This is a genomic window from Acidovorax sp. 99 (assembly GCF_003096455.1).
Taxonomy (GTDB): domain Bacteria; phylum Pseudomonadota; class Gammaproteobacteria; order Burkholderiales; family Burkholderiaceae_C; genus Acidovorax; species Acidovorax delafieldii.
On the sequence record NZ_QEKU01000001.1, the window covers coordinates 1,938,033 to 1,961,600 of the forward strand.

Below are 23,568 nucleotides of genomic sequence, written 5' to 3' on the forward strand. Positions count from 1 at the left end.
ACCGCCCCTCAGCGGCACACATGCCCGCATTTCAACAAGAGGAGACACCCATGAAAACAAGGATGGCAGCGGCCTGCGCTGCATTGGTCGGCCACTGCGCGATGGCACAAGGCACCGACGTGACGCTGTACGGCGTGGTGGACCTGGGCCTGCGCAACGGCAGCGGTCTCACCGCATCCAACGCGCCCACGGCCGGCTCCAGCCGCAGCCTGGGCAGCGGCATCCACACCACCAGCCGCTGGGGCCTGCGGGGCAGTGAAGACCTGGGCGGCGGCGCCAAGGCGCTGTTCAACCTGGAGAGCGGCCTCAACGCCGACACGGGTGCCCCGGCCAACGCCACCAAATACTTCGACCGCGCATCCTGGGTGGGCCTGCAGGGCGGCTGGGGCACGCTGGCCCTGGGCCGCCAGACCACGACGCTGGCCGACGCCATCTCGCCCGTGGACCCGCTGGCCATGCGCTTTGCCAGCTTCAACCCCAACATCGGCGTGACGGCACTGAGCCAGCATGGCCTGGGCATCGAGTACGGCAGCGCAGGCGCCAACTCGGGCTCGTACCGGCTGGACAATTCACTGAAGTACACGGGCCGCTTCGGCGGCTTCACGGCGCGTGCCATGTGGGGCGTTGGCGAGGTCGCATCGCAGGCCTCGGCCTTGTCGTCACGCGGCGTGGGCCTGGCCTGGGCTGCGGATGGCTTCGTGGTATCCGGCGCCTACCAGAGCTTCAACGACACCAACAAACGCGCACTGGACGCCACCACGCTGGGCGCCGCGTACCAGTGGGGCAACGTGCGCTTGGCCGCCAATGCCGGCCGCAACAAGGCCGAAACGGCGGCAGGCCGCTTCACTGTGCAGCGCGTGTTGTCCGCCGGCGGCACCTGGGCGGCCACCCCGTGGGTGGACCTCACAGCGGCCTACTACAAGGTGGACCGCTCGCGCACCGGCGCCGCCGACGACGGCTACGGCCGCCTGGTGGCGTTTGCCGAATACAAGCTCTCGCGCCGCACCAAGGTGTATGCCGAGCTGGACAACACCCGCTGGCGCAACGGCTTCCAGGGCACGGCCAACAAGGCCACGGCCACCGGCATCTCCGCCGGTGTGGTGCATACGTTCTGAGTGCGGCACCACAACGCAGCGGGTGCTGGGCACAGGGTTGGCAGAGGCTTGGCCCCCAAAGCCAGCCTGCGGCACGAAGAACACCCGCCGAAGGGTGGCGGGTGGGGCAACCTACCCGCTACCGCACCACCATCGAGGTGAAGGGCCACACGTAGGCCTGCAGGCTTACCAGCAGCCCCACCAGACAGGCCAGCGCAATCGAGTGGAAGAAGACGAAGCGCAGGATGTCCCCTTCATGGTTGAACCAGCGGGTGGCGGTGGAGGCCACGACGATCGACTGCGCATCGATCATCTTGCCCATCACGCCGCCCGAGCTGTTGGCGGCGCCCATGAGATTGGGCGAAAGGCCCAGCTGCTCGGCCGCCACCTTTTGCATGCCACCGAACAGCACGTTGGAGGCCGTGTCCGACCCCGTCAGCGCCACCCCCAGCCAGCCCATGAGGGTGCCAAAGAAGGGATACAACACGCCGGTGTTCGCGAACGCCAGACCCAGGGTGGTGTCCGTGCCCGAGTAGCGGGTGAGCGTGCCCAGCGCCAGCATGAGCACGATGGTCAGCAGCGAATAGCGCACGAGCCAGATGGTGCGGAAGAACGTACCGACGATGGCCACGGGGCTGTAGCGCATGAGCAGGGCGCTGACCAGCGCAGACAGCAAGATGCCCGTGCCAGTGGCCGACAGCAGGTTCAGCGTGTAGACCGCGCCTTCCTTGGTGGGCTTGGGCACCACAGGCGGCATCTTCTCGATGAGGTTGTGCAGCCCGTCCATCGGGAAGGCTGGCGAGAAAATGCCATTGAGCCATGCCTTGACCGATGGCAGCCCCCAGACAAACACACACACCGACAGGATCACCCAGGGCATCCAGGCATTGATCAGCTGGGCGCGTGAATAGCGCACCGGGGCCTGGGCGGGCTTGGTTTCGCCGGCACTGGGGTCGTGGCCGCGCATCGAGGGCGAGGTCCAGATCTTCTTGGGCTGCCACACGCGCAGGAACGCGATCAGGCTCGCCATGGAGACGATGGCCGCAATGATGTCCACCAGCTCAGGGCCGATGTAGTTGGAGACCAGGAACTGCGGAATGGCAAACGACACACCGGCGACCAGAATGGCGGGCCAGATTTCCCACATCGCCTTGCGCCCGGCAAACGCCCAGATCAGCCAGAACGGCACCAGCACCGAGAAGAAGGGCAGCTGGCGGCCGATCATGGCCGTCACCTCCATCAGGTCGTAGCCGTGCACCTTGGCCAGCGTGATCACTGGCGTGCCCAGTGCACCAAACGCCACGGGGGCGGTATTGGCGATCAACGACAGCCCCGAGGCAGCGAGTGGCGAGAAGCCCAGCCCGATCAGGATCGCGGCAGTGACTGCCACGGGCGTGCCAAAACCGGCGGCCCCTTCAAAGAATGCGCCAAAGCAAAATGCGATCAGCAGCAGCTGGATGCGGCGGTCTTCCGTGATGTTGGACAGCGAGTCCTGCAGCACCTTGAAGCTACCGTTCTGCTCGGTCAGCTGGTGCAGAAAAATGATGTTCAGCACGATCCAGCCAATTGGCAGCAGCCCCACAAAACCGCCATACAAGGCAGCGCGACCCGCCATCTCGGCGGGCATGCCATAAGCGAATATGGCCACCACCAGCGCTGCGATGAGCCCCATGCCGGCAGCGATGTGGGCCTTGATGTGAAAGAACCCCAGGGCGGCCAGCATGATGATCACCGGGATCGCGGCCAGCGCGGTGGACGCAACCATATTGCCCGCCGGGTTGTAGATTTGTTGCCAGATCATGGCCTGTCTCCGTTCGGAAAGGGTTGAAGTGAAAAAATGCTGGCGCAGCAGTCGCCGGTGCCAGGTTCGCCAGCGGATTCTTCGGGAAAGCGCCGGTGTCTCTCTTGAAATGCGGTCCACTGGCGGTGTAATTAATTTCAAGTCCCCAGCCTCCATAGGGAATTGACGGGTCACCGGGGCTCGGACTGCGCGTTTACCCGGAGCAACGGCGTCAGCCTGTTGCAAGTGGCGCGTTGCGCGCTCCGCACGCAGTCGCCAACGAGTCAAGGCGGCGCGGCAGCACCGGTGTATTCGCGCCCCCGGGAAGGGCAACGGACGCTCCGGGGTACAGTTCCGCATGGCAAAAAGGGCGCTATGGAACTGAGACAACTGCGCTATTTCGTGCGCGTGGTGGAGCAAGGCTCCATGAGCCGCGCTGCGCTGGACCTGGACGTGGTGCAGTCCGCGCTCAGCCAGCAGATCACCCGGCTGGAGAGCGAGCTGGCCACACGCCTGCTGCAGCGCACGCCGCGCGGCGTCACGCCCACCGAGGCGGGGCTGGCGTTCTTTCGCGAGGCGCAGCTCACCCTGCGCCATGCCGACCAGGCCGTGCGCGCGGCCCAGCAGGCGCGGCTGTCGGGCACCGTCACCGTGGGGCTGGCGCCCACCACCTCGGGCGTGCTGGGCCTGCCGCTGATGCAGGCCATGCGCACACGCTACCCGGACGTGCGGCTGCACATGGTGGAGAGCATGTCGGGCCACCTCACAGCCATGCTGCATGCGCGCGAGCTGGACCTGGCCGTGCTGTTCGACACCCGCCTGCACCAGGCGCAGCAGGCCACCGGCGCGCGCCGCTGGGACATGGCGCCGCTGCTGGAGGAGGACCTGTTCCTCATCTGCGCCCGTGACCGAGGGGAGGGCCCTGGCAACCCCCGTGGCCGGCAGCTGCCGGAAACCATCACCGTCGCCGAGCTGGTGCAAGAGCCGCTGATCCTGCCCACCGGCCCACACGGCCTGCGCAGCACGCTGGACACGGCCTTTGCCCGCGACCGCGTGGCACCGCACGTGGTGCTGGAGGTGGACTCGCTCGCCATGGTGATGGCCGCCGTCGATGCGGGCCTGGGCTCCACCGTGCAGCCCTGGGCCGCCATGGGCCGCTACCCGGATGCGGCCGAGCGTTTTCAGTGCGCGCGCCTCACCGACGCGCCCGCGCGCCGCGTCAACCTGCTGTGCAGCCTGCCCGACGAAGAACTCTCGCCCGCCGCGTTGGCAGCACGCGTGGTGCTGACGGATTGCGTACGCGAATTGGTGACGACCGGCCAGTGGTTTGGCACGACATGGATCGGCGGACAAGACACCAGCGCCTGAGCGGCCACCCCGCAGCCATCACGATCCGTGATACCCCCATGACCTGAACCCGCTGCACAGCGGGCCTGCGTCTCCCTACAGTCGCCATCACCCCGATGAACGACACGGCGACCGCGCCAGGAGACACCCCATGGGCCCCACACCCCCTTCTTCATTCCCCCGCGCGCGGCGCACCGCCGGGAGCCACCAGCCATGAGCGGCGATGCTGTGGTCGATGTGCTGGTGATCGGCGGCGGCAATGCCGCCCTGTGCGCCGCACTGATGGCGCGCGAGGCGGGCGCCAGCGTGCTGTTGCTCGAATCCGCCCCGCGCGCCTGGCGCGGCGGCAATTCGGCCCATACGCGCAACCTGCGCTGCATGCACGATGCGCCGCAGGACGTGCTGGTCGATGCCTACCCCGAGGAAGAGTTCTGGCAGGACCTGCTCAAGGTGACAGGCGGCCTGACCAACGAACACCTGGCGCGCCTGGTGATCCGCGAGTCGAGCACCTGCCGGCCCTGGATGCGCCGCCACGGCGTGCACTTTCAGCCCGCGCTGGCGGGCACGCTGCATGTGGCACGCACCAACGCGTTCTTCATGGGTGGCGGCAAGGCGCTGGTCAATGCCTACTACCGCAGCGCGGAGCAGCTGGGCGTGCAGATCCGCTACGAGGCGCCCGTGGACCGCATCGAGATGGACGGCCGCCGCTTCATCGCTGCCCACCTGGCCAACGGCGAGCGCATTGCCGCCAAGGCCTGCGTGCTGGCCGCTGGCGGCTTTGAATCGAACCGCGAATGGCTGCGCGAGGCCTGGGGCCAGAACGAGCGCGGCGAGTGGCCGGCCGACAACTTCCTGATCCGCGGCACGGCCTACAACAAGGGCGTGCTGCTAAAGCACCTGCTGGATGACCACGGCGCCGACCGCATCGGCGATCCCACGCAGGCACACATGGTGGCCATCGACGCGCGCGCGCCGCTGTACGACGGCGGCATCTGCACGCGCATCGACTGCGTGTCGCTGGGCGTGGTGGTCAACCGCAACGGCGAGCGTTTTTACGACGAGGGCGAGGACTTCTGGCCCAAGCGCTATGCCATCTGGGGCCGCCTGGTGGCGCAGCAGCCGGGGCAGATTGGCTATTCGATCATCGACAGCAAGGCCATTGGCCGCTTCATGCCGCCCGTGTTCCCCGGCGTCAAGGCCGACACGCTGCCCGAGCTGGCGCAAAAGCTGGGCCTGCCCGTGGACACCTTCACCCGCACGCTCGATGCCTACAACGCCGCCTGCCGCGTGGGCCAGTTTGACCACACCACGCTGGACGACTGCCATACCGAAGGTGTGGCACCCGCCAAGACGCACTGGGCCCGGCCCATCGACACCGGCCCGTTCTATGGGTACGCGCTCAAGCCCGGAGTGACCTTCACCTACCTGGGCCTGCACACCGACGACACCGCCGCCGTGCGCTTCAACAACCAGCCCAGCCCCAACCTGTTTGTGGCGGGCGAAATGATGGCGGGCAACGTGCTGGGCAAGGGCTACACCGCCGGGGTGGGCATGAGCATTGGCACCGCGTTTGGGCGCATTGCCGGTACACAGGCGGCGCAAGCGGCTTTGAAGCAAAAACAGGCTCCAGCGCACACCCAACAAGCGCAAGCAGCTACAAAAACAGGAGTAAACCATGCAAGCGCTTGAAGCCCTGACGCGCGACGCCAAGGCTCTGGCCAATGGCGAGATCGTGCTCTCTGCCCCCGAGGCCGAAGTGGCCCGCCAGCTCCAGATCTGCAACGCCTGCCGCTACTGCGAGGGCTTTTGCGCCGTGTTCCCGGCCATGACGCGGCGGCTGGAGTTTGGCAAGGCCGACATCCATTTCATCGCCAACCTGTGCCACAACTGCGGCGCCTGCCTGCACGCCTGCCAGTACGCGCCGCCGCACGAGTTTGCGGTGAACATTCCCCAGGCCATGGCCCAGGTGCGCGGCCAGACCTATGCCGACTATGCCTGGCCACCCGCGCTGGGCCAGCTCTACCAGCGCAATGGCCTGACCCTGGCGCTGGCGCTGGTGGCAGGGCTCACGCTGTTCCTGCTGCTGGCCGTGGTGCTGCACGGGCAAGGGCTGGCGGCGCTGTGGCAGGCCCCGGTGGGCGGCTTCTACGGCATCTTCCCGCACAACCTGCTGGTGGGCTTGTTTGCCCCCGTGTTCGTGTTTGCCGTGCTGGCGCTGGGCCTGGGCGTGCGCCGCTTCTGGCGCGACGTGACGCCCGCCACCAGCGGCGCGCCGCTGAGCGCCCCCGCCACGGCCGAAGCCACCGATGCCGTGCTGCGCCTCAAGTACCTGGACGGCGGTCATGGCGACGGCTGCCACAACGAGGACGATGCCTACACCCTGTCGCGCAGGCGGTTTCACCACCTCACGTTCTACGGCTTCATGCTGTGTTTTGCCGCCACCAGCGTGGCGACGCTGTACCACTACCTGCTGGGCGCACCCGCACCGTACGACCTGCCCAGCCTGCCCAAACTGCTGGGCGGTGTGGGCGGCGTCAGCCTGGCGCTGGGCACCGCAGGCCTGTGGCGGCTGAACCTGCGCCGCCACCCGCAACACGGCGATGCCGCGCAAAAGCCCATGGACCGCGCCTTCATCGCCCTGCTGTTCCTCACCGCCACCAGCGGCCTGCTGCTCTGGGCCGCGCGCGGCACGGCCGCTCTGCCGCTGCTGCTGTGCCTGCACCTGGGCGCCGTGATGGCACTGTTTGCCACCATGCCCTACGGCAAGTTTGCGCACGGCATCTTCCGCACCGCCTCGCTGCTGCGCCATGCGGTGGAGAAGCGCCAGCCCAACCCCATCGGCCTCGGCGCCGACTGATCCCCGCACCCACCATCCACGATGAAGGAGACCTCCATGAAAAAACGCACCCTCTTGATGAGCGCGCTGGCGCTCGCCACCGCTGCCGCGACACTGTCTGGCGCAGCCCATGCGCAGGATTTCCCGCCCAAGAAGCCCGTCACGCTCGTCGTGGGCTTTGCCGCAGGCGGCGCGGCCGATGCGGCGGCGCGGCTCATCGCCAAGAAGCTGGGCGAGAACATCGGCCAGTCGGTGGTGGTGGACAACAAGGGCGGCGCGGGCGGCAACATCGCGCACCAGTTTGTGGCCAATGCGCCCGCCGATGGCTCGGTGCTGCTGCTCGGATCGGTGGGGCCGCTGACCATTGCGCCGCACCTGATGAAGGTGAACTACGACCCCTTCAAGGATCTCGCCGCCGTGTCGGGCGGCGTGAACTTTCCGAACGTGCTGGTGGTGCACAAAGGCGCGGGCGTGAAGACGCTGGCCGAGTTTGTGCAGCTGTCCAAAAAGAAGCCCGGCAGCGTGGACTTTGCCTCCACCGGCGCGGGCTCGGCATCGCACCTGGCGGGTGAACTGTTCAACCAGCGCGCGGGCATCGACATGACCCACGTGCCCTATAAAGGCGGCGCTCCCGCGCTGCAGGACCTGCTGGGCGAGCGCGTGACATCGTACTTCGCCGCACCGCCCACCGCGCTGCCGCACATCGAGGCCGGCAAGCTCATCCCCCTGGCCACCACCGGGCTCACGCGGCCGTCCTACATGCCCAACATCCCCACCGTGGCCGAGGCGGGCTACCCGGGGTTTGAAGCGCTCAACTGGTACGCTTTTGTGGCCCCCGGCAAGACGCCTGCGCCGCTGCTGGACCGCTGGAACCAGGAGATCGTGAAGGTGCTGAACGACCCAAGCGTGAAGGAGGCACTGAACAAGCACGGCCTCACGCCGCAGCCCACCACACGCGCCGAGCTGACGGCCTTCATGAAGAAGGAATCGACCCAGTGGGCCACCATCATCAAGGAACGCAAGCTGACGGCGGACTGAGGCCACAAGATCTCGCGTCGCCCAGCCCGCGCAGAGCTATTGCGCAGCGGGCTCGGTGACCGAAATGTCGGTGTGCACCAGCGTCAGCGGAAAACGCTGGCCCGCCAGGTAGTCCTCCAGGCAGCGCAGCAGCAGCGGGCTGCGGTGGCGCTCGGGGCAGGCGCGGATCTCGTCGGGCGTGAGCCACAGCGTGCGCACGATGCCGGTGTCGAGCGTGCGCCAGTCGTGGTGTGTGCCCAGCGTGCCTGCAAATGCAAAACGCAGATAGGTGGTGTCGTCGCCCGTGCGCGTCTTGGTGAAGCGGTTGAGGTACACGCCGATCAGCGCCGTGGGCTCGAAGTCGTGGGCGGTTTCTTCCAGCACCTCGCGCGCGCAGGCCTGGATGGGCGACTCGCCCGGGTCCAGGTGGCCGGCAGGGTTGTTGAGCTTGAGGCCGTCGGTGGTTTCTTCCTCGACCAGCAGAAAGCGGCCATCGCGCTCGATGAGGGCGGCCACGGTGACGTTGGGTTTCCAGCGGTGGGGCATGGCGGGCATTATGACGAGGGCCGGTGACAGCGCGCCTACAAGGTCTACAGCGCTCGCGCCATGTACACGGCGCCGTCGCCGTAGCTGGCCAGGCGGGCCTGCTGGGCGGCGTCCTGCAAGGGGTGCAGTGCATAGCCCTGCCGCTGCCAGTAGGCCTGCGAGCCCTGCACCGAGACCAGCGCGCTGTGCCGCAGCCCTTCTGCGCGGGCCTGCGCCCACAGGGGCTGCAGCAATGCGTGGGCCAGGCCTTGCCCTGCATGGGCGGGCAGCACGGCCATGTCGTGCAGGTACAGCGTGTCGGGCTCAGCGGCGGCTTCAAAGTCGCCGTGCAGCGGTGTGACCTTGCCGCGCACGCTGCGGTAGGCCGCCAGGTAGGCGCACACCGTACCGCCATGCTCCAGCACCAGCGAGCAATTGGCGGGGCTGGCGAGACGGCGGGCAAACACCTCGCCGCTCTCCACAAACCCCTCGCCATAACAGGCCAGTTGTACGGCCAGCAGGTCGGCCAGATCGCTCAGCGCCAGCGGGCGCGCCACCACGGACATGGGAGAGCTTCGCTGGGTCAGTGTGGCAGCACGGGCGCCTGCACAAAGTCGTCCAGCGACAGGCCCTTTTCTTTCAGCAGCGCCTCCAGCACGGGCTGCAGGCGGCCCAGGCTCTCCTGCACCGCCTCGCGCACGGTGTCCACCACCACCTGGGTGCTGCGCTCGATCTCGATGTTCAGGCGGTCGCCCACCTTCTTGTGCTCAAACACGGTGGCACGGCGGGTCTCGGGGATCATCCAGATCTCGAACCAGCCCTCTTGCCGGTTCACCTCGGCCACCGTGAGGCTGGCGCCGTGGATGGCGATGTAGCCCTTGGCAAAGATGTAGCGGCGAAACGCCTCGGGCACGGCCACGCGCCACACCAGGTTGTTGTCGAACTCGCGGCGCTCGATGAGCGTGCCGGTGAAGTCCACATGGCCCGACAGCGGGTGGCCGCCGATCTCGGCGCCGTCCTTGGCCGCGCGCTCCACGTTCACACGGTCGCCCTGCGCGTAGCTGCCCAGCGTGGTGATGTTCAGGCTCTGCAGCATCACGTCGAAGTTGGCCTGCGTGGGCGACAGGATCTCGGTGACCGTGAGGCACACGCCGTCGGTGGCCACGCTGGCGCCAATGGCAAGGTCCTGGCAGAAGCCCTCGGGGAAATCGAGTGTGAACGTGCGCAGCCCTGCGCGGTCGTGAATGGCGGCAATGCCTGCCGTGGCTTGGACGATGCCTGTGAACATGGTGGCGCGGCTTGTGGGTACGTTGGAACGGGAACCGGGAATTTTGCCACCCGGCCCCCACCGCGCGCTGGTGCCGGGTTACTTGGCCCGGAGCAACTCGCCCACTTCCAGCAGCACCAGCTCGTTGTCATCCGCCTTGTTCGGGTCGCGGCTGCTGCTGAAGGGCAGGTTGTTGTCATTGCCCACCACGATGTGTGTGCTGTCCACGATGTCCACGTTTTCGATGGTGAAGAACGGGAAGGTGAGCACGCCGTTGTTCAGCGGCTTCTTGGCCAGGCGCTGCGGGTCCTGGATGTTCATGAGGTCGATGTAGCCTACCTTGCGGATCTCGCCGCCCACGTTGGCGTCGCTCAGCTCGACCTTGTAGACGCGCTTGAACTTGGCGAGGTCGTGGAAGCAGTCCGTGCGCTTCTGGCCTTCAGGGCAGGCCTTGTCGGCCGTGCCTTCGCCATTGTCGCGCTCGATGATGAGGCCCGTGGTGGCATCGATCATGTTGAAGTCGCCAATGGCGTGGTGGTTGGCTTCCAGCACGTACTTCCAGTGGCGGCCGGTCCATTGCTCGGTCTTCACATCAAATTCGAGCACGCGCAGGTGCTGCTTGCCGCCCACGTTTTCGTACGCCTTGGCGCTGTCGTTCCACAGCGCGCCTTCGAGCAGTGCATAGAGCTTGCTGCCGTCCTTGCTGGAGGCCATGCCTTCATAGCCCTTGGAGCGCTTGACTTCAAACGGCGTGGGCTTGGCGTCGGGTGCGCCGGGCATGAGCACGCCGGGCGCATCGGGCGAGCGCACGACCTTGCCGTCCACCTGCGTCTCGAACACGGCCAGCACCTTGCCGTTCAGGTCGGCCTTGATGAGGAAGGGGCCAAACTCTTCGCCGATCCACAGCGCGCCACCGGCGAACTGGAAGCTCTCGGGGTCGAAGTCGGCGCCGGTCAGGTAGCGCTTGTCAGTGCCTTCATGGGTGATGCGGAAGGGGATCTTCTTGTCGGGGTCGTGCAGGAAGATGGTCTTGAGGCGGTTGAACTGGCCCGACTTGAAGTCCACGGTGTAGTGGCTCAGGTGCAGCATGAAGTCGGGCGAGTTGGCCTTGGAGCCGGCGCCGTTGTCGGTCAGGATCCAGAACGAGCCGTCGGCCATGCGCTTGATGCCCGAGTGGCCCTGGAGGGGCTGGCCCTGGAACGGCAACGACACACCCGTGTCGCGGCCGCCCGACTGGCCCATCACGCTGCCCACGGCGTCCACACGGCGGGGGGTGGTGAACTTGCCGGCCACCTGCAGGTCTTGCGGCGCGTCCTTGGGCGCGGCAATCACCGTGAGGGCGGGCAGCACGGCGTGGCCGGCCAGCGTGGCGGGGTAGGCCTGCTGGGCGATGGCGGGGGTGGCGGCAGCGCACAGCAGCGCTGCGCAGGCGGCAATTTGGGACAGTCGGGACATGGTGGTCAAGGGGAAGAGAGCCAAAACCGTGAACGATGCCGCCGCCCTGTGACACCGCCATGAAAAGCGGTTCTCCGACGCCCCCCACCAGGCAACGCCGAATCGGGCACACACCAGGGACCTTGCCACGGACCTTTTGCCGCTGGCATGAGTCACACCCGCCTCACCCCACCCGCACGGCCTGCGCACCCGCCATGGAAACCCTCTCTGCACTGCAATCCCTCGGCCTGGAGCTGCCCAGCCCGGCCTACATCGTGGGCGCCATCCTGTTTGGTCTGATCGGCATGGCGGCGTACTGGCACGGCAAGCGTGCGCAGCAGCCGCGCACCCGCTGGTGGGGCGTGGCGTTGATGTTCTATCCCTACGTGGTCTCGGCCACCTGGCTGCTGTACGCCGTGGGCGTCGCGCTGTGCCTGGGGCTGTGGTGGGACGGGCAGCGCGGCTAGGGATCCTCTGCACTAAGGAATCAACTGGCGGCGGCCACCAGCCCCGCGCCGTGCCCGCGCGTGAAGGCTTCTTCAAACACCGAATACCCCGACCAGTCGGCATGCGCAAACGCCAGCCGTGCGGTGGTGGGCGTGGGCAGCCAGGCGGCACGCTCACCATTTGATAGCACCTTGGGCATGAAAGACCTGCGCCCCAGGCCGATTTGACTCAAAAACTGCTGCAAACCCGGTGTGGGGATGGACATGGCGTGCCCGTAGCGGGTGATGTCCACGCGCGTGGCGCGCTGGCGCAGGTCAGGATGCGGCACCGCCAGGGCGGCCAGGGCGGCGTCGGCCCAGTGCTGCCAGGGCTGGGTGGCCAGCTGCTGGCGGCCGTCCGCCCGGTCGCCCAGCGCCTGGTAGTAGGTGAGCACGGTGGGGCCGGCCAGCGTCGCACGGGTGTCCAGGCGCTGGTGGCCGGCGTTCACATAGCCCAGGCCCCCCGCCGTGGGGTCGGCATACAGGACGTTGTCCCAGGCCGGCGCGGCGCCGGGGCGGTCGGTGAGCGGACTTTGGATGTGGATGTTGGCCACCAGCCAGGGCGCCCACGACAGACGCTGGGCCGCCCCGGTGAGGAAGGCGGGCGGGTTCTGCACCACGCGCGCCGCCACGAAGACGGGCAGCGCCACGATGCAGCGTGGCGCCTGCCAGCGCTCCACGCTGTCGGTGGCGTGATTGAACGCATCCACCTCCACGCCGTGGCGGCCTTCGGTAATGCGCAGCACGCTGGTGCCGGTGCGCAGCTGGCCGCCGCCGTGGGACGTGTTGGCCAGCGGCTCGGCCAGACGCCGGGTGATCCAGCCATTGCCCTCGGGCCAGGTGAGCACGCTTTCGCGGGCTTCGTCCACGGCCTCGCCGGGCGCATGAAAGCCATGGCGGCTGGCAAAGTAGTGGATGCCCGCCCAGGCCGAGACGCGGTCGGCCCCGGCGCCGTAGTCGTCGCGGCAGCAGTAGTCCAGGTACCAGCGCAGGTGGGCATCGTCCAACCCTTCCTGCGCCAGCCAGGCGGCAAACGTCATCGCGTCCAGCGCCTGGTGGCTGGGCGCCAGTGGGCGCTTGGCGGTCCACAGCTTGAGTGCGGGCATGGCAAACCGGGCGGCGCGGGCTTGCGCGTCCACGGCCTGGGCAAAGCGGCGGTACTGCGCCAGCGTGGCCTCGCCCACGCCCTGCACGGGCAGCAGGCCGTCCTGCCACTCGCCATCGAAGTACAGGCGCTCCTGCGGGCTGTGGCACAGGTGGCGTTCGTCGTACTGCCAGCGCCCGGCCACGCGCTGGCGCAGGCCCAGCTCCTCCAGCAGGTCCTGCACCTCGTGCGCGTCGTCGCCGGGCACGGGCAGGTAGTGCGCGCCCTGCGGGCAGGTGATGCCGTTGACGGCGGTGCCCCGGCTGTTGCCGCCTGCGGTGTCTTCCAGCTCCAGCAGCGCAAAGTCCTGCACGCCTGCCAGGCGCAGCGCACGCGCTGCGGCCAGCCCCGCCACGCCACCACCGGCAATGATGACCTGCGCGCGGCGCACCACGGCGGGCTCGGGCCAGGTGCCGCGCGCCAGCCACTCACGCAGCTGGTGGCCGCGCGCCATGTCGATGCCGGTGAAGCAGCCTTCCAGCGGCGGCACGGCGTGGTCGCACCCGCCCAGCGCAGCCGTGGCCAGGGCGGCGGCGCCCGCCACGAACTGGCGGCGCTGCAGGGTCCAGGGGGTCATGCGGTCACGCCTCAATCGGCCCAGCGGGCGCGGATCTCGAGCAGCTGCGGCACCAGCGGGGCAAACAGCGCCACCAGGGCGGGGTCGAAGTGTTTGCCGGCCTGCGCTGCAATGTGGTCCAGCGCATCCTGCACGGGCCAGGGTTCCTTGTAGGGGCGGCGGGTGGTGAGCGCATCGAACACATCGGCCACGGCCACGATGCGCGCCGACACCGGAATGGCCTCGCCCGCCAGGCCGCGCGGGTAGCCGCTGCCGTCCCACTTTTCGTGGTGGGCCAGCGCAATCTCGCGGGCCAGCTGCAGCACGCCGGACGGGTGCTCGCCAATGATCTCGGCGCCAATCTCTGGGTGGCGGCGCATGGTGTCCCACTCAGCGGCGTCCAGCGGGCCCGGCTTGCGCAGCACGGCGTCGGGGATGCCGATCTTGCCCACGTCGTGCATGGGCGCGGCGTTGAGCAGGTCTTCAGCCCAGGCCGGGCTGTGGCCGGCAGCCAGGGCCAGCAGCTGGGCAAAGTGGCTCATGCGGATCACATGCATGCCGGTTTCGTTGTCCTTGTACTCGGCCGCGCGGCCCAGGCGCTGCACGATCTGCAGGCGGGTTTCGCGCAGCTCGTCCATGCGCACCAGCGACAGGTGGGTGCGCACCCGCGCGCGCACCACGGGCGGGCTGACGGGCTTGGTGATGTAGTCCACCGCACCCGCGTCAAACCCGGCAGTTTCGTCCTGGCTGTCGGTCAGGGCGGTGATGAAGATCACCGGGATGGAGGCGGTGGCGGCATCGGCCTTGAGCGCGCGGCACACGGCATAGCCGTCCAGGTTCGGCATCATGATGTCGAGCAGCACCAGGTCGGGCCGCTGCTCGCGCGCCACCTGCAGCGCACGTTCACCGTCGGTGGCAAACAGCAGGCGGTAGTCGGACTGCAGGATGTGGCGCAGCACCTGCAGGTTGGTGGGCTCATCGTCCACCAGCAACAGGCGGGGCCGCTGGTCAGGGGCCGGTGTCATGCGGGGTTCTCCAGGGGTTCGTCCAGCCAGTGCGTGCGCAGCTGCTGCAACTGCACCCCGGCCTGGTCAAAGTCAAAGCGGTCGATGGCCTCTTGCAGGCGCTCGGTGGCATCTGCAGGCAGCAGCTGCACCAGCAGATCCAACGGCGGCTGGGCCAACTCGGACTGTGCCAGGGCCTGCTGCAGCGCCTGCGCGGCGTCCCGGGCCTGCTGGCGTTGGTCTGCGGTCAGCGGTGCATGCTGTCCCACGCCGGGGGCGGACGCTGCGGCGGCCTCGGCCTCGTGGGCCAGGGCCTGATCCACGGCCTGCAACGCAGCGGGCAGGGCGGCCACCAGCGGCTGCAAAGCCGTGCGGTCCAGGCTGTGGGCGGCTTCCTCGATGCGCTGCGCCAGCGTTTGCAGCGGGCCCAGCGCCAGGTTGCCTGCCGCACCACGCAGGCGGTGGGCCAGCGCACGGGCAGCGTCCATGTCGGGCTGCGCCACCAGGGCCTGCAAGGTGGCGGGGGTGGCGGCATGGTCGGTCAGCAGGCGCGCCACGGCATCGCGCAGCAGCGCACGCTGGCCCCAGAGGCGGGTGCCACGCTCCCAGTCCACCGCGGCGATGGTGGCGTGGGGGACCGGTGGCAAGTCGGTGGCGCGCGTCAAGGTCTGCAGACTGCTCCACCCCGATGTGGAGGTGTCGGGCTGCAGGTGCAGCACGCGGGCGATCTCGCGGAACAGGCGGGCGGGCTCCAGCGGCTTGCTTGCAAAACCGTCCATGCCCGCAGCGCGTGCGTTGCGCCGGTCCTGCTCCAGCACGCTGGCCGACAGGGCGATCACCGGCACCGGCTTGCGCCGTTGCGCCTGCTCGAACGCGCGGATGCGGCGCGTGGCCTCCAGGCCGTCCATGCCGGGCATCTGCAAGTCCATCAGCACCACATCGAAGCGCCCGGCCTCGTAGGCGGCGACAGCGCTTTCGCCATCCCGCGCCACGGTCACCTGGTGGCGCCCCCGGTCCAGGTGGATCTGCAGCAGCTCGATGTTGGCCGGCACATCGTCCACCACCAGCATGCGCAGCGGAGGCAGCTGGACCGCATGGCTCACGGTGGCCACTGCCGCCGTCGCCTGGCCCACCGGCAAAGGTACGCACACGGTGAACGTGGTGCCCACGCCCAGGGTGCTGCGCACGCTGATGCTGCCGCCCATCAGCTCCACCAGCTGGCGCGAGATGGTGGTGCCCAGGCCGGTGCCACCGAACTGCCGGGTGGTGGATGCGTCGGCCTGCGCAAAGGGGTCGAAGATGCGCTCCAGGTGCTGCGCCGCGATGCCGATGCCCGTGTCCTCCACCTCCATCACCAGCGTGCCGTCGTGGTAGTCCAGCCGCAGCAGCACATGGCCGCGCTCGGTGAACTTGAGCGCGTTGCCCAGCAGGTTGAGCAGCACCTGCTGCAGGCGCAGTGCATCGCCCCGCAGATAGGGCGGCACCCGGTCGTCCGTCACGCATTGCAACGCCAGCCCCTTCTTGCCCGCATGGATGCGCAGCGAGGCGAGGATCTGGTCGCACACCTCTTGCAGCGAGAAGTCCGCAATCTCCAGCTCGACCGCGCCTTTTTCCAGTTTGGCGGTGTCCAGGATGTCATTGAGCAGCCTCAGCATGGACCGCGCCGCATGCTGCACCGTGCCCAGGTGGCGGCGCTGCTGCGCGTCCATGGGGGTGTCGAGCAGTGCCTCGGTGAAGCCGATGATGGCGTTCATGGGCGTGCGGATCTCGTGGCTCATGTTGGCCAGGAAGGTGCTGCGCGCGGCTGCGGCCTGCTCGGCACGCTCCTTGGCGGCGCGCAGCTCTTGCTCCATGGCACGGCGCTGGGTGAGGTCGGTCGCAAACTTGACGACCTTGAACGGCTGGCCTTGCGCGTCGAAGATGGGGTTGTAGGTGGCCTGGATCCAGATGCGCCGCCCGTCCTTGCCCAGTCGCAGGTATTCACCGCCATCGAGCTGGCCAGCTCGCAGTTGCTCCCAGAACTGCGCGTACGCCTCGGTCTGCGCGTAGGCGGGCTCGCAGAACATGCGGTGGTGCTGGCCCACGATCTCTTCGAGCCGGTAGCCCATGAGCTCGCGGAAGTTGGCGTTGGCATTGAGCACACGGCCCTGCATGTCGAACTCCACCACCGCCAGTGCGCGGTTGATGGCATGCACCGTGCTCTCGAACTCGGCGTTGCGCTCGCGAAAGACGGTCATGTCCATGATGACGCCGTCGATCCACAACACCTGGCCATCATCGCCGACCACGGGGCGGCCGCTTTCCGACACCCAGCGCAGGCGCCCGTCACGGTCCCGCAGGCCAAACTCCACATGGTAGGGCCGGTGCTCCTGGATGGCCATGGAGACTTCCGCCCACAGGCGGTCCACCTCTTCGGGCAGCGTGAGCTGGGTGAAGTTGATACGGCCTTCCAGAAAATCCTGCGGCAACCAGCCCGTGAGTGCGGTCACCGCATCGCTGATGAACAGCATGGTCCATTCGGCATCGTGGCGGCATCGGAAAGTGACGCCCGGAATGTTGGCCATGAGCGAGCGCAGGCGCTGTTCGCTGGCCTGCAGCTCCTGCTCCATGGCGCGGCGCTGTGTCAGGTCGCTGATGAAGCCTACGAACACCGGCGCGCCATCCAGCGGCACGCGGCCTATGGAAATGCGAATGGGCACGGTACTGCCGTCGGGCCGCAGGGCCAGCACCTCGCGGCTGTTGGCGCCGACCACGCCACCGCCCTGGCCTTGCAGGTAGCGCTGCAGGTAGGTGTCGTGGCGCGAGCGGTCGGGCTCGGGTATGAGCATGGACACGTTCTGGCCCACCACTTCGTCGGGACGCCAGCCCAGGATGCGCTCGGCCGCTGCATTGAAGGACTGCACACGGCCCTGCGCATCGATCATCACCATGCCGTCCACGGCCGTGTCGGCAATGGCGCGCAAGCGGGACTCGCTCTGGCGCATCTGCAGGAACATCTGCCGGTAACGCAAGCCAGCGTTGATGGCGATCACCAGCAGTCCGATACCCGACGCCACTGCAGCGACGGCCAGTGCCAGGGGCGCGCCATCGGCCGCAGTCAGCAGTTCCAGCTCGTTGGGGGCGTCAATGAAACGCAAGGCCGCCATGCCGGTGTAGTGCATGCCCGCAATCGCCAGCCCCATGACCACACCGGCCACCGCATTGAGCCACCGGGCGCGCCAACGCACCACGCGCTCCAGCCCAAACCGCACCCACAGGGCCACGATGGCCAGCAACACGGCCACCAGCACCGAGGCGGCAAACCCCCAGGGGTCGTACCGCATGACCGGCGCCCACTGCGACGCTGCCATGCCGATGTAGTGCATGGCGCCAATGCCAGCGCCCACCAGCACCCCACCCACCACCAGGGCGGAGCGGCTGATCTCGCGGCGCATCAGCAAGCCCAGCGCCACCCACGACGCGCCCACGCTGGGCAGCAGGGACAGCACGGTGGTCCACGCATCAAACTGGCCCCGCGCGCACACCGTAAAGGCCAGCATGCCGATGAAGTGCATGGACCAGATGCCCCCGCCCAGCGCCATCGCCCCGGACCCCCGCGCCATCTGGCGCATGAACCGGGTGTCGGCGCGGCGGGCCAGACCCGCCATCTGCAGCGCCAGCACGGAGGCCAGCACCGCCATGCCCACCGACAGCGTCACCAGCCAGGGATCGTGCTGCGCCCACAGCAGCGGATAGGGCTGTGCGTCAGAAAGAAAAAAAAGGTCCAGCATCGGGGGCGCCCACGGCGATCAGGTCTTGGCTGCTTTGTAGCCGATTGTGCTGCCCATGCCAGCGGGCAGAACCCCTGCAAATTGCTCGGCGAATGGCTGTTGGAGCCCAGTCCAACGGCGGCTCAATGCGCCACCACCTTGCCCCATTCGCGCTCGTAGCTGTGCACCAGCGCCTGGTTGGACAGGCGGTTCACGTCGGCCGGCACCCGCGCCATGTCGAGCGGAAAGTCGAACAGCAGGGGCAGCGACGGGGCGCTCAGGAACCGGAGCCCGGGTGGCAGGGCGTCGGGCAGGCGCCACGGCCTGCGGCTGGCGATGACGTAGCCCCATTCCCCAAAGCTGGGCACATGGGCGTGGTACGGCGCTGTCGAGAGGCCCACGGATTCGATGGTCTGCACCACCGTCCAGAAGCTCTGGCGCGCCACCAGCGGCGAGGTGGTCTGCACCACGGCGTAGCCACTGGCCGCCAGCCGCTTGTCCAGCAACGCATAAAAGCTGTTGGTGTAAAGCTTGCCGATGGAGAAGTTGGTGGGATCGGGGAAGTCCACCACGATCACGTCAAAAAGGTCCGTCCCCTGCTGCAGCCACCCAAAGGCATCGGTGTTGACGATGGTCACCTTGGGGTTTTGCAGCGCGTGGCCGTTGAGCTTTGCCAGCGTGGGGTTCTCGCTGAAGATGCGCGTCATGGCCGGGTCCAGCTCGACCAGGGTGACGGACTCGACCGAGGGGTACTTGAGGATCTCGCGCACCGCCATGCCGTCGCCGCCGCCCAGCACCGCCACCCGCTTGGGCGCCCCATGCGCGGCCATGGCGGGGTGCACCAGGGCCTCGTGGTAGCGGTATTCGTCGGACTCGGAGAACTGCAGGTTGCCGTTGAGGTACAGCCGGTGGCCATAGCGGCCCTGCGTGACCACAATGCGCTGGTAGGGCGTGGCCGTGGTGAAGATGATGCGGTCCTGGTAGAACTTGTCTTCGGCAAAGCTCGTGATCTGCTCAGACCCCGCCAGTCCCGCCAGCAACAGGCCCACCACCATCAGGCAGGCGAACAAATGGGCTTGGAGGCGCCGCAGCTCATGCCGGAACAGCCACACCGCCCACAGCGCCACGGCGGCATTCATCAGCCCGAACAGCAGCCCGGTGCGGATGAGCCCCAGGTGCGGCACCAGCAGCAGCGGAAACGCCAGCGACACCGCCAGCGCGCCCAGGTAGTCGAACGTGAGCACCTGCGAGACCAGATCCTTGAGCACCACGTTGCGTTTGAGGATGCGCATGACCAGCGGAATCTCCAACCCCACCAGCGTGCCCACCATCAGCACCATGCCATACAGCAGGAACCGGAACGCGCCCGGTGCATACGCATTGGCGAGGAACAGCGTGGCGGGCAGCGCGCCGCCGATCAGCGCCACCAGCAGCTCGATGCGCAGGAAGTGCGCGGGCAGCTGCCGCTCGAAGTAGCGCGACAGCCACGAGCCCAGGCCCATGGCAAACAGGTAGGTGCCGATGATGGTGCTGAACTGCAGCACCGAGTCGCCCAGGACATAGGACGCCAGCGCCCCCGCCGCCAGCTCGTACAAAAGGCCGCAGGCAGCCACGACGAACACGCTGATGAGCAGCGCGATGTCGATGGGGCGTGGGCCGGGGGATCGGGGCAGCGCCGCGGGCGCTGGCTCGGTAGGGGACAAGGTGGGAGGCGACAAGGCGGCTGTCAGCGCACCCTGCGGGGTGCGCTGCTACGTTCATTCAGGCAATGGAGGCAAACAGGCGCGTCAATGAATGGCGGCCGCCACGATGATGCTGATGCCCAGGCACATCGCCGCCACCACCATGCCGAGGGCCTTGTTTTGCTTTTCCACAATTTCGCGCCACAGGTCGTAGGGCGTGATCTTGTCGATGATGATGAAGGCCGCCCAGAAGATGATGATGCCCATCAGGGCATACAGCAGCGTGCCGCCGATGGACAGGGGGTGAAGCCATTCGAATTTGGTCATGCTGTTCTCCGGTGAAATTCGGGTTGTTGCGAGGTTACTTGTGGCTGCCGCCCGACGAATATCCGCCGTACGAGCCCCCCGAGCTTCGGTAGCTGGAGGACGAGGAACAGTTTTCGACCCGGGGATCGCAGCTGGAGCAACGGCTCAGCAAGATGAGCAGGATCAGGATCACCACGGCGATGATGATGATGGTGCCGCAGCCCAGGCCGGATTTGGCCACGAACGGGCCAGGGTCGTCGCGCTGGAGCACATCTTTCTTGTCGTCCAGCTTGAACGCCTTGGCCACCGTGTCGCTGGACAGCTTGTCGCCCGCAGACCAGGTGATCTCGTTCGGGCTCTGCTCCATCGACAGCAGGCCCTTGGCGCTTGCAAAGTCACGGTTGGTGGTCTTCTGGCCGCGCGTGACCTGCCAGTAGAACTCGCCCAGCACATAGGTGGTCTCGGCCTCGTAGGTGTACTTGAGGTCGTACTTGGTGCCCATGTACGTGGCGGAGCGGCCCGTGGCCGCCATCTGCGGCGCGCCGGTGGTGGGGCGCACCATGCTCCAGCCGTCTTCGGAATCGACCAGGAACGCAAAACCGCGCTTCTGGTTGTAGAGCAGGTATTCGCTCCAGCCAAAGTGCTCGTCATCGCCGGGCTCCACGCCCATGCGGTGCTGAAAGCCCACCACCTGCCAGTGCACGCCCTGCAGCTGCCCCTTGCTGCCCAGCGGGATCAGGGGCTGCACGGGTTCGTCCTGCTCCGCCGAGCGCAACTCTCCGCCCACGCCACTGTCCAGGCTGATGATGCTGGCGCACGACCCGCAGGTGATGCTTTTGGAGGTGGACAGCTGTACCTGCACCGGTGCACCGCAGTGCGGGCAGTTGAACTGGCGGCCTTTTTCGTCCTTGGCGGATTCGTCTTTGAGACCTTGCAACTGCAGGTCTTCGAGCAGCACGGCCTTGCCGCGCTCTACATTGGGCGGGGTGTGGCCGTAGTCGATGCTGACCACTTCGCCGTCGGCGCTGCGCAACTCGACCATGCCAAAGGGCTGGCCCAGCGGCGGCAGCTTGGGCAGCTCGCCCTGGGCCGAGATCAGCTGCGCCTGGCCGGTGTAGGCCACGCTGTAGGGCTTGCCGTTGATGGCCGTGGTGGTGCCGATGCGAAAGCGCTCGGGCGCAGGCATCTCGCGGCCGGGGTCGATGGGCCGGGTGAAGACATAGGCACCGTTGTCTTCGCCCAGCGTGGCCAGCGTGCCGTCATTCAGGAAGGCCGCCCATTCGGTCCACACGCCCGCGTCGCCCTTGTATTGCAGGCGGCCGATGAGGGTGAAAGGAACGTCCTTGCCGTCGAGCTGGATGCGCCCGCTGGCCATGAGCTGCAGCGGGCTGTGGTCGTCGAACAGCTCGGCCATCTTGCCCAGGCGCGTGAGCACATCGCCACTGCGCACGACGGTGCTCTGGCAGTAGCCGCAGACGGCATGGGTGGACTGCGCGCTCTTGAACTCCACCGGCGCGCCACAGCCGGGGCAGGGCGCGCGGTAATAGCGCTGGGTGGGGTCGGTGGCCATCGTGTGGAGTGTTCTGCCCGCGCCGCGCTAAACGGCTTTGAAGCCCTATTGGCCTCTAGCGCCTATCCCTCCAGCGCAAGCAGCTATTTTTATGATAGCAATCGATCCGATCGATCAGACGAGCTTCTTGAGCAGTTCGGCCTTCTTGGCGTCGAACTCTTCCTGCGTGAGGATGCCCTTGGACTTGAGCTCGCCCAGCTTCTCCAGCGTGGCCATCACGTCTTCGGGCTTGACGCCCACTGCAGCGGCCGCCGCTGCGGGCGCTGCCTGGGCTGCTGCGCCGCCGCCTTGCAGGCCCTGCTGCAGGTTCTGCGCCAGCACCTGGCCCAGCGCCACACCCGCACCCAGACTCATGGCGTCCCCCGCCACTCCGCCACCGTTGCCCGCGCCCTCGGCAAATTTGGGGATGGCCTGCGCCGTCTGGTACTGCATGAATTTGGCCATGTCGTTGCCAACCATGCCCATGCCGATCTTCTGGTCGAGGATCTTCTGCAGCTCTTCGGGCAGCGAGACGTTCTGCACCGTGAGGGACTCGATCAGGATGCCCAGCTTGGCGAAGATGGGCGCCAGCTCCTTGGTCAGCGCATCGGCAAACATGACCTGGTTGGCCGCCAGGTCCAGGAAGGGCAGGCCGCTGCCCGCAATGGCGTTGCTGATGTTCTGCAGCACCAGGCCACGCAGCTGGCCTTCGAGGTCGGCCACGGGGTACGACTCGCGCGTGCCCGAGATTTCGGTGTGGAACAGCTTGGGGTCGGCGATGCGGAACGCATAGTTGCCGAACGCGCGCAGGCGCACGGCGCCAAAGTCCTTGTCGCGGATCGTGATGGGCTGGGGCGTGCCCCACTTCTGGTCGATCTGCTGGCGCGTGCTGAAGAAGTAGACGTCGCTCTTGAAGGGGGACTCGAAGAGCTTGTCCCAGTTCTTGAGGTATGTGAGGACCGGCAGCGTCTGCGTGGTGAGCTTGTAGGTGCCGGGGCCGAACACGTCGGCCACCTGGCCTTCGTTCACGAAGATGGCCATCTGCGACTCGCGCACCACCAGCGTGCCGCCGTTCTGGATTTCCATGTCGCGCATGGGGAAGCGCCAGGCCAGCGTGCCGTCCCCCTCTTCGGTCCACTGAATGATGTCAATGAACTGTTTCTTGATGAAGTCCATGAGGGCCATGTGTGCTCCCAAAGCAAAAGAGGGGGTTGAAAAGAGCGGCCATCATAGCAACGGGGGCTTTGGTGGCAGCGGCTTTTTTCAGTGGCGGAACGTGAACTAGTTCACGCGCAGAACCAGTCTGTTTGGGATAGGCGCTGTGGCGCTTCTCAAGGCGTCATTGGATAGCGGCTATCTGCGCCTTAGCGATGATCAATTGGCTTTCGCTATTGCGAATCACTACCATTCAACCATCCCTGCTGCACCGCTGCAGGCTCTGTTGAACCAAGGAGTCCGCCATGTCCCTCATCCGCCGCGTTGCCCGCCAGAACCAAACCATGCTGATGAAGACGGGCAGCTACTACCTCATCCACATCTGCGTGGCCGCCCTGGTGGCCTATGCCGTCACCGGCAACCTGTGGGCCTCGCTCACCCTGAGCCTGCTGGAGCCCACCGTGCAGGCGGTGGCCTTCTTCTTCCATGAAAAGGCGTGGGACCGGGCGGGCCGGCGCGCTGTACGCCAAAACGCTACGGCATCACCCAGCAGCGGTCCAGCCATCCAGGGCGCCTGAACAAACTCACGACAAGGAGCACCACCATGTACGCCATTCCACTGCGCAGCCGCACCGCCA

At 67.3% G+C, this 23,568-nt stretch carries 19 protein-coding genes; 7 read left to right on the forward strand and 12 right to left on the reverse strand.

The genetic code is table 11. The features are described from left to right. Positions 1-50: 50 nt before the first annotated feature. Positions 51-1,115 (forward strand): porin, encoded by a 1,065-nt coding sequence (locus C8C95_RS09105; RefSeq protein WP_243415662.1) that lies wholly within the window; start codon positions 51-53, stop codon positions 1,113-1,115. 118 nt (positions 1,116-1,233) lie between these two features. Here the strand turns inward: C8C95_RS09105 and C8C95_RS09110 are convergent, their stop codons facing one another. After that, positions 1,234-2,895, reverse strand: a complete 1,662-nt coding sequence (locus tag C8C95_RS09110; RefSeq protein ID WP_116748366.1) for an L-lactate permease — start codon at positions 2,893-2,895, stop codon at positions 1,234-1,236. A gap of 354 nt (positions 2,896-3,249) precedes the next feature. On the opposite strand from C8C95_RS09110, the gene C8C95_RS09115 reads away from it, so the two are divergent. The 4 genes from C8C95_RS09115 (at position 3,250) to C8C95_RS09130 (ending at position 8,095) form a co-directional block, all read left to right on the forward strand. Further along, a complete protein-coding gene (locus C8C95_RS09115) occupies positions 3,250-4,242 on the forward strand; it encodes a LysR substrate-binding domain-containing protein (RefSeq protein WP_116748367.1) in 993 nt (330 codons plus the stop codon). Between the two features lie 192 nt (positions 4,243-4,434). Beyond that, on the forward strand, positions 4,435-5,910 hold the full coding sequence (gene tcuA / locus C8C95_RS09120) for an FAD-dependent tricarballylate dehydrogenase TcuA (protein WP_116748368.1): 1,476 nt from the start codon (positions 4,435-4,437) through the stop codon (positions 5,908-5,910). Then, a complete protein-coding gene (gene tcuB, locus C8C95_RS09125; RefSeq protein ID WP_116748369.1) occupies positions 5,897-7,078 on the forward strand; it encodes a tricarballylate utilization 4Fe-4S protein TcuB in 1,182 nt (393 codons plus the stop codon). Before tcuA ends, tcuB begins: the two co-directional genes overlap by 14 nt. Positions 7,079-7,114: 36 nt before the next feature. After that, positions 7,115-8,095 (forward strand): tripartite tricarboxylate transporter substrate binding protein, encoded by a 981-nt coding sequence (locus C8C95_RS09130; RefSeq protein WP_108626112.1) that lies wholly within the window; start codon positions 7,115-7,117, stop codon positions 8,093-8,095. 36 nt (positions 8,096-8,131) lie between these two features. Here the strand turns inward: C8C95_RS09130 and C8C95_RS09135 are convergent, their stop codons facing one another. From C8C95_RS09135 to C8C95_RS09150, 4 genes are all read right to left on the reverse strand, one after another. Beyond that, complete coding sequence (locus C8C95_RS09135) at positions 8,132-8,620, reverse strand: NUDIX hydrolase (protein ID WP_116750205.1); 489 nt, start codon at positions 8,618-8,620, stop codon at positions 8,132-8,134. 44 nt (positions 8,621-8,664) lie between these two features. Then, entirely contained in the window at positions 8,665-9,165 is a 501-nt protein-coding gene (locus tag C8C95_RS09140) for a GNAT family N-acetyltransferase (protein ID WP_116748370.1), read from the reverse strand. Between the two features lie 17 nt (positions 9,166-9,182). Further along, the gene (locus C8C95_RS09145; RefSeq protein ID WP_116748371.1) at positions 9,183-9,887 is read right to left on the reverse strand and encodes a riboflavin synthase subunit alpha; all 705 of its coding nucleotides are present in this window, start codon (positions 9,885-9,887) and stop codon (positions 9,183-9,185) included. 78 nt (positions 9,888-9,965) lie between these two features. Then, positions 9,966-11,321, reverse strand: a complete 1,356-nt coding sequence (locus C8C95_RS09150) for an esterase-like activity of phytase family protein (RefSeq protein ID WP_207780589.1) — start codon at positions 11,319-11,321, stop codon at positions 9,966-9,968. 194 nt (positions 11,322-11,515) lie between these two features. On the opposite strand from C8C95_RS09150, the gene C8C95_RS09155 reads away from it, so the two are divergent. Further along, complete coding sequence (locus C8C95_RS09155; protein ID WP_056742705.1) at positions 11,516-11,767, forward strand: hypothetical protein; 252 nt, start codon at positions 11,516-11,518, stop codon at positions 11,765-11,767. A 20-nt stretch (positions 11,768-11,787) separates the two neighbouring features. Here C8C95_RS09155 and C8C95_RS09160 read toward each other — a convergent pair whose 3' ends face one another. From C8C95_RS09160 to C8C95_RS09190, 7 genes are all read right to left on the reverse strand, one after another. Further along, positions 11,788-13,506 (reverse strand): NAD(P)-binding protein, encoded by a 1,719-nt coding sequence (locus tag C8C95_RS09160; protein ID WP_207780590.1) that lies wholly within the window; start codon positions 13,504-13,506, stop codon positions 11,788-11,790. Between the two features lie 11 nt (positions 13,507-13,517). After that, a complete protein-coding gene (locus C8C95_RS09165; protein ID WP_116748373.1) occupies positions 13,518-14,510 on the reverse strand; it encodes a two-component system response regulator in 993 nt (330 codons plus the stop codon). Further along, positions 14,507-18,259, reverse strand: a complete 3,753-nt coding sequence (locus tag C8C95_RS09170) for a PAS domain S-box protein (RefSeq protein WP_116748374.1) — start codon at positions 18,257-18,259, stop codon at positions 14,507-14,509. Before C8C95_RS09170 ends, C8C95_RS09165 begins: the two co-directional genes overlap by 4 nt. A gap of 122 nt (positions 18,260-18,381) precedes the next feature. After that, on the reverse strand, positions 18,382-19,941 hold the full coding sequence (locus C8C95_RS09175) for a polyamine aminopropyltransferase (RefSeq protein ID WP_056057622.1): 1,560 nt from the start codon (positions 19,939-19,941) through the stop codon (positions 18,382-18,384). Positions 19,942-20,025: 84 nt separating this feature from the next. After that, complete coding sequence (locus tag C8C95_RS09180; RefSeq protein WP_044396181.1) at positions 20,026-20,247, reverse strand: DUF350 domain-containing protein; 222 nt, start codon at positions 20,245-20,247, stop codon at positions 20,026-20,028. Between the two features lie 34 nt (positions 20,248-20,281). After that, a complete protein-coding gene (locus C8C95_RS09185; protein ID WP_116748375.1) occupies positions 20,282-21,796 on the reverse strand; it encodes a DUF4178 domain-containing protein in 1,515 nt (504 codons plus the stop codon). A 114-nt stretch (positions 21,797-21,910) separates the two neighbouring features. Beyond that, positions 21,911-22,960 (reverse strand): SPFH domain-containing protein, encoded by a 1,050-nt coding sequence (locus C8C95_RS09190; protein ID WP_116748376.1) that lies wholly within the window; start codon positions 22,958-22,960, stop codon positions 21,911-21,913. Between the two features lie 275 nt (positions 22,961-23,235). Here C8C95_RS09190 and C8C95_RS09195 point away from each other — a divergent pair, with 275 nt between their 5' ends. Continuing rightward, positions 23,236-23,508, forward strand: a complete 273-nt coding sequence (locus C8C95_RS09195; protein ID WP_116748377.1) for a DUF2061 domain-containing protein — start codon at positions 23,236-23,238, stop codon at positions 23,506-23,508. The last annotated feature ends 60 nt before the right edge of the window (positions 23,509-23,568 follow it).

Coding starts and splice junctions, on each gene's coding strand:
- C8C95_RS09130 (WP_108626112.1), top strand. CDS start 7,115: ATGAAAAAACGCACCCTCTTGATGAGCGCGCTGGCGCTCGCCACCGCT.
- C8C95_RS09105 (WP_243415662.1), top strand. CDS start 51: ATGAAAACAAGGATGGCAGCGGCCTGCGCTGCATTGGTCGGCCACTGC.
- C8C95_RS09165 (WP_116748373.1), bottom strand. CDS start 14,510: ATGACACCGGCCCCTGACCAGCGGCCCCGCCTGTTGCTGGTGGACGAT.
- C8C95_RS09155 (WP_056742705.1), top strand. CDS start 11,516: ATGGAAACCCTCTCTGCACTGCAATCCCTCGGCCTGGAGCTGCCCAGC.
- C8C95_RS09170 (WP_116748374.1), bottom strand. CDS start 18,259: ATGCTGGACCTTTTTTTTCTTTCTGACGCACAGCCCTATCCGCTGCTG.
- C8C95_RS09140 (WP_116748370.1), bottom strand. CDS start 9,165: ATGTCCGTGGTGGCGCGCCCGCTGGCGCTGAGCGATCTGGCCGACCTG.
- tcuB (WP_116748369.1), top strand. CDS start 5,897: ATGCAAGCGCTTGAAGCCCTGACGCGCGACGCCAAGGCTCTGGCCAAT.
- tcuA (WP_116748368.1), top strand. CDS start 4,435: ATGAGCGGCGATGCTGTGGTCGATGTGCTGGTGATCGGCGGCGGCAAT.
- C8C95_RS09195 (WP_116748377.1), top strand. CDS start 23,236: ATGTCCCTCATCCGCCGCGTTGCCCGCCAGAACCAAACCATGCTGATG.
- C8C95_RS09115 (WP_116748367.1), top strand. CDS start 3,250: ATGGAACTGAGACAACTGCGCTATTTCGTGCGCGTGGTGGAGCAAGGC.
- C8C95_RS09135 (WP_116750205.1), bottom strand. CDS start 8,620: ATGCCCCACCGCTGGAAACCCAACGTCACCGTGGCCGCCCTCATCGAG.
- C8C95_RS09150 (WP_207780589.1), bottom strand. CDS start 11,321: ATGTCCCGACTGTCCCAAATTGCCGCCTGCGCAGCGCTGCTGTGCGCT.
- C8C95_RS09180 (WP_044396181.1), bottom strand. CDS start 20,247: ATGACCAAATTCGAATGGCTTCACCCCCTGTCCATCGGCGGCACGCTG.
- C8C95_RS09110 (WP_116748366.1), bottom strand. CDS start 2,895: ATGATCTGGCAACAAATCTACAACCCGGCGGGCAATATGGTTGCGTCC.
- C8C95_RS09185 (WP_116748375.1), bottom strand. CDS start 21,796: ATGGCCACCGACCCCACCCAGCGCTATTACCGCGCGCCCTGCCCCGGC.
- C8C95_RS09145 (WP_116748371.1), bottom strand. CDS start 9,887: ATGTTCACAGGCATCGTCCAAGCCACGGCAGGCATTGCCGCCATTCAC.
- C8C95_RS09190 (WP_116748376.1), bottom strand. CDS start 22,960: ATGGCCCTCATGGACTTCATCAAGAAACAGTTCATTGACATCATTCAG.
- C8C95_RS09160 (WP_207780590.1), bottom strand. CDS start 13,506: ATGACCCCCTGGACCCTGCAGCGCCGCCAGTTCGTGGCGGGCGCCGCC.